This window comes from Pseudomonas sp. 05N434, from assembly GCF_056396965.1.
In genome coordinates this window covers 1-3,618 of sequence record NZ_JBFTMK010000514.1, presented here as the reverse complement: position 1 = coordinate 3,618, position 3,618 = coordinate 1, and the positions used below count along the sequence as shown (strand labels likewise).

The window sequence follows — 3,618 nt, the reverse complement described above, 5'->3', positions numbered from 1 at the left end:
GCACGAACACGTCCACCCCGTCCTGGCGCTGAATGAAGCCATAACCCTTGGCGTCGTTGAACCACTTCACGTTGCCGGTTTCGCGTGTTGCCATCTGTTCATACTCCCTTTTTATTATTGAATGGGCTTTTCGCAGGAAAGCCTTGAGGAACGTCAGCCTGCATCCGACGTCCATTGAAGGGCCCCGGCGACAGACCGCCGAGTATATGACAGGTGCGAAAACTCTCAACAGGAGTTTACTTCGCTGCTTTTTTGCCGATTTTCGATGAATCCGGCACACTATCGCCCGCCCGAGCAAACGCTCGGTTTTATTCACTCACGCAGAAGCCGTATGACCCGCTCCCCGTTCCGCCGTCTTGTGTTTGGCACCCTGCGCCGACTGCTGTACCTCTGGGTTCGCTCAGAGACGATCAACCAGTCGTCGTTCACCCTTAACCTCGACCGCAGCCGGCCGGTGTTCTACGTCCTGCAAAATCCTTCGCTGACCGACCTTGCCGTGGTCGATACCGAATGCAGCAAGGCCGGCCTGCCCCGTCCGGTATTGCCGGTATCAGTGGGTGCGCTGGTGGAGCCCGCCGCGTTCTTTTACCTGACACCGGATCCCGACTGGCTCGGCCGTCAGGACAAGCGCGGTGCGCCGCCAACCCTGACCCGTCTGGTCAGCGCCCTGAGCCAGAACGCCGCCGAAGACGCGCAGATCATCCCGGTCAGCGTGTTCTGGGGCCAGTCGCCAGACAGCGAGTCGAGCCCATGGAAGCTGCTGTTCGCCGACAGCTGGGCGGTCACCGGACGGTTGCGCCGGTTGCTGAGCATCATCGTGCTGGGGCGCAAGACCCGGGTGCAGTTCTCGGCGCCGATCCATCTGCGCGAACTGATCGAACACAACAAGGGCCACGAGCGCACGGTGCGCATGGCCCAGCGGATTCTGCGGGTGCACTTCCGCAATCTGAAAGCCGCGGTGATCGGCCCGGACATTTCCCACCGGCGTAACCTGGTGAAAGGCCTGCTCAACCAGCCGCTGGTCAAGCAAGCGATCCTCGACGAAGCCGAGCGCGAAAACATCTCCCCGGAAAAAGCCAAGGCCCAGGCCTTGCGCTACGGTAACGAAATCGCCTCCGACTACACCTACACCGCGATCCGCTTCATGGAAGTGGTGCTGAGCTGGTTCTGGAACAAGATCTACGACGGGATCAAGGTCAACAACATCGAAGGCGTGCAAAAGGTCGCCCCGGGTTACGAAGTGATCTACGTCCCCTGCCACCGCAGCCACATCGACTACCTGCTGCTGTCCTATCTGCTGTTCCGCAACGGCCTGACCCCGCCGCACATCGCCGCCGGGATCAACCTCAACATGCCGGGGATCGGCGGTCTGTTGCGTCGCGGCGGTGCGTTCTTCATGCGCCGCACCTTCAAGGGCAATCCGCTCTATACCTCGGTGTTCAACGAATACCTGCACACTCTGTTCACCAAAGGTTTCCCGGTCGAGTACTTCGTCGAGGGTGGCCGTTCACGCACCGGGCGCATGCTGCAACCGAAAACCGGGATGCTCGCGATCACGCTGCGCAGCTTCCTGCGTTCRTCGCGCATGCCGATCGTGTTCGTGCCGGTCTACATCGGTTACGAGCGCGTGCTGGAAGGCCGCACCTACCTCGGCGAATTGCGTGGCGCGAGCAAGAAGAAAGAATCGATCTTCGACATCTTCAAAGTCATCGGCGCGCTCAAACAGCGTTTCGGTCAGGTCGCGGTGAACTTCGGTGAGCCGATCAAACTGGCGGAGTTCCTCGACAGCGAACAGCCAGACTGGCGCCAACAGGCACACGGCCCGCAATTCAAACCGGCCTGGCTCAACGAAACCACCAACCGCCTTGGCGAGAAAGTCGCGCAGCATCTGAACGAAGCGGCGGCGATCAACCCGGTGAATCTGGTAGCCCTGGCGCTGCTGTCCACCAGCCGCCTGGCCCTGGACGATCGCGCCATGGCGCGGGTGCTCGATTTGTATCTGGCGCTGTTGCGCAAGGTTCCCTACTCGCCGCACACCACCCTGCCGGACGGTGACGGCCGCGCGCTGATCGAACATGTGAAGGACATGAACCTGCTGTCTGAGCAGAACGATGCGCTGGGCAAGATTCTGTACCTGGACGAACAAAACGCCGTCCTGATGACCTACTACCGCAACAACGTGTTGCACATATTCGCGTTGCCGTCGCTGCTGGCGAGTTTCTTCCAGAGCGCGTCGCGCATGAGCCGCGAGCAGATCCTGCGCTACACCCGTGCGCTGTACCCGTACTTGCAATCGGAGCTGTTCATTCGTTGGACACTGGACGAACTCGATGGCGTGATCGATCAGTGGCTCGAAGCCTTCGTCGAGCAAGGCCTGCTGCGTTTCGAGAAGGACGTGTACCTGCGCCCGGCACCAAGTTCGCGGCATTTCGTATTGCTGACGCTGCTGTCGAAAAGCATTGCCCAGACCTTGCAGCGCTTCTACATGACCGTTTCCCTGCTGCTCAACAGCGGCCAGAACAGCATCAGCGCCGAAGAACTGGAAGACCTGTGCACCGTCATGGCCCAGCGCCTGTCGATCCTCCACGGCCTGAACGCCCCGGAGTTCTTCGACAAGAGCCTGTTCCGTCATTTCATCCAGACAATGCTGGACCTCGACGTGCTGCGCCGCGACGAAGCCGGCAAGCTGAGCTACCACGAACTGCTGGGTGAACTGGCCGAAGGCGCCGCCAAGCGGGTGCTGCCAGCGGAGATTCGCTTGTCGATCCGTCAGGTGGCACTGCATCGCAGTGAAGATGCGGCGGACCAAGTCGCGACGGCGGCGCAAACCGACTAAATTTCAACATCGTTCCCAACCTTATTTACGAACAAGGAAGCCACCATGCTCCGCCCTACCCTTCGCTTCGCCGGCCTGTGCGCAGGCTTGATGATCTGCGCCAACGCCCTGGCACTGTCACTCAGTGACCTGTCGCAACAAGACGCCACCGGCGGGCTCAAGGACGCCCTGACCCAAGGCGCGCAGCTGGCCGTCAAACAACTGGGCACACCCGGCGGCTTCAGCAACAACCCGGACGTGAAAATCGAACTGCCGGGAAAACTGGGCAAGGTCGCCAAGAAAATGAAACAGTTCGGCATGGGCGATCAGGTCGATCAACTGGAAACCAGCATGAACAAGGCAGCTGAAGCGGCGGTAACGCAGGCTCAGCCGATTCTGGTGGATGCGGTGAAGAAGATGACCGTGGAAGATGCCAAGGGGATTCTCAGCGGCGGCCAGGATTCGGCCACTCAGTACCTGAGCAAAACCAGCCGCGAACAGATCCGTACCAAGTTCTTGCCGATCGTCAAGCAAGCCACCGACCAGGTGGGTTTGGCTCAGCAATACAACGCGTTCGCCGGGCAAGCCGCGACGCTGGGTGTGCTGGATGCGAAAAATGCCAACATCGAAAGCTACGTCACCGAGCAGGCGTTGAACGGGTTGTTCGAGATGATTGGCAAACAGGAAGAAACCATTCGCAAGAACCCTGCGGCAGCGGCGACCAGTTTGGCGAAGAAAGTTTTCGGCACACTCTAAACCCACTGGCAGCGGGCCTGTGGCGAGGGGGCTTGTCGGAATGCCGC

The 3,618-nt window shown here is 60.2% G+C and carries 3 protein-coding genes; 2 read left to right on the top strand and 1 reads right to left on the bottom strand.

Features of this window, described 5'->3' with window-relative positions:
- Window positions 1-94, bottom strand: a 94-nt coding sequence (locus AC1DLB_RS24750) for a cold shock domain-containing protein (protein ID WP_477785818.1), incomplete at its 3' end; no start/stop codon positions are given.
- 237 nt (window positions 95-331) lie between these two features.
- Between AC1DLB_RS24750 and plsB the strand changes: the two genes are divergently transcribed.
- Both plsB and AC1DLB_RS24740 read left to right on the top strand, forming a co-directional pair.
- Complete coding sequence (gene plsB / locus AC1DLB_RS24745; RefSeq protein ID WP_258612643.1) at window positions 332-2,836, top strand: glycerol-3-phosphate 1-O-acyltransferase PlsB; 2,505 nt, start codon at window positions 332-334, stop codon at window positions 2,834-2,836.
- A gap of 45 nt (window positions 2,837-2,881) precedes the next feature.
- Entirely contained in the window at window positions 2,882-3,571 is a 690-nt protein-coding gene (locus AC1DLB_RS24740; protein ID WP_007940472.1) for a DUF4197 domain-containing protein, read from the top strand.
- The last annotated feature ends 47 nt before the right edge of the window (window positions 3,572-3,618 follow it).

Coding starts and splice junctions, on each gene's coding strand:
- AC1DLB_RS24740 (WP_007940472.1), top strand. CDS start 2,882: ATGCTCCGCCCTACCCTTCGCTTCGCCGGCCTGTGCGCAGGCTTGATG.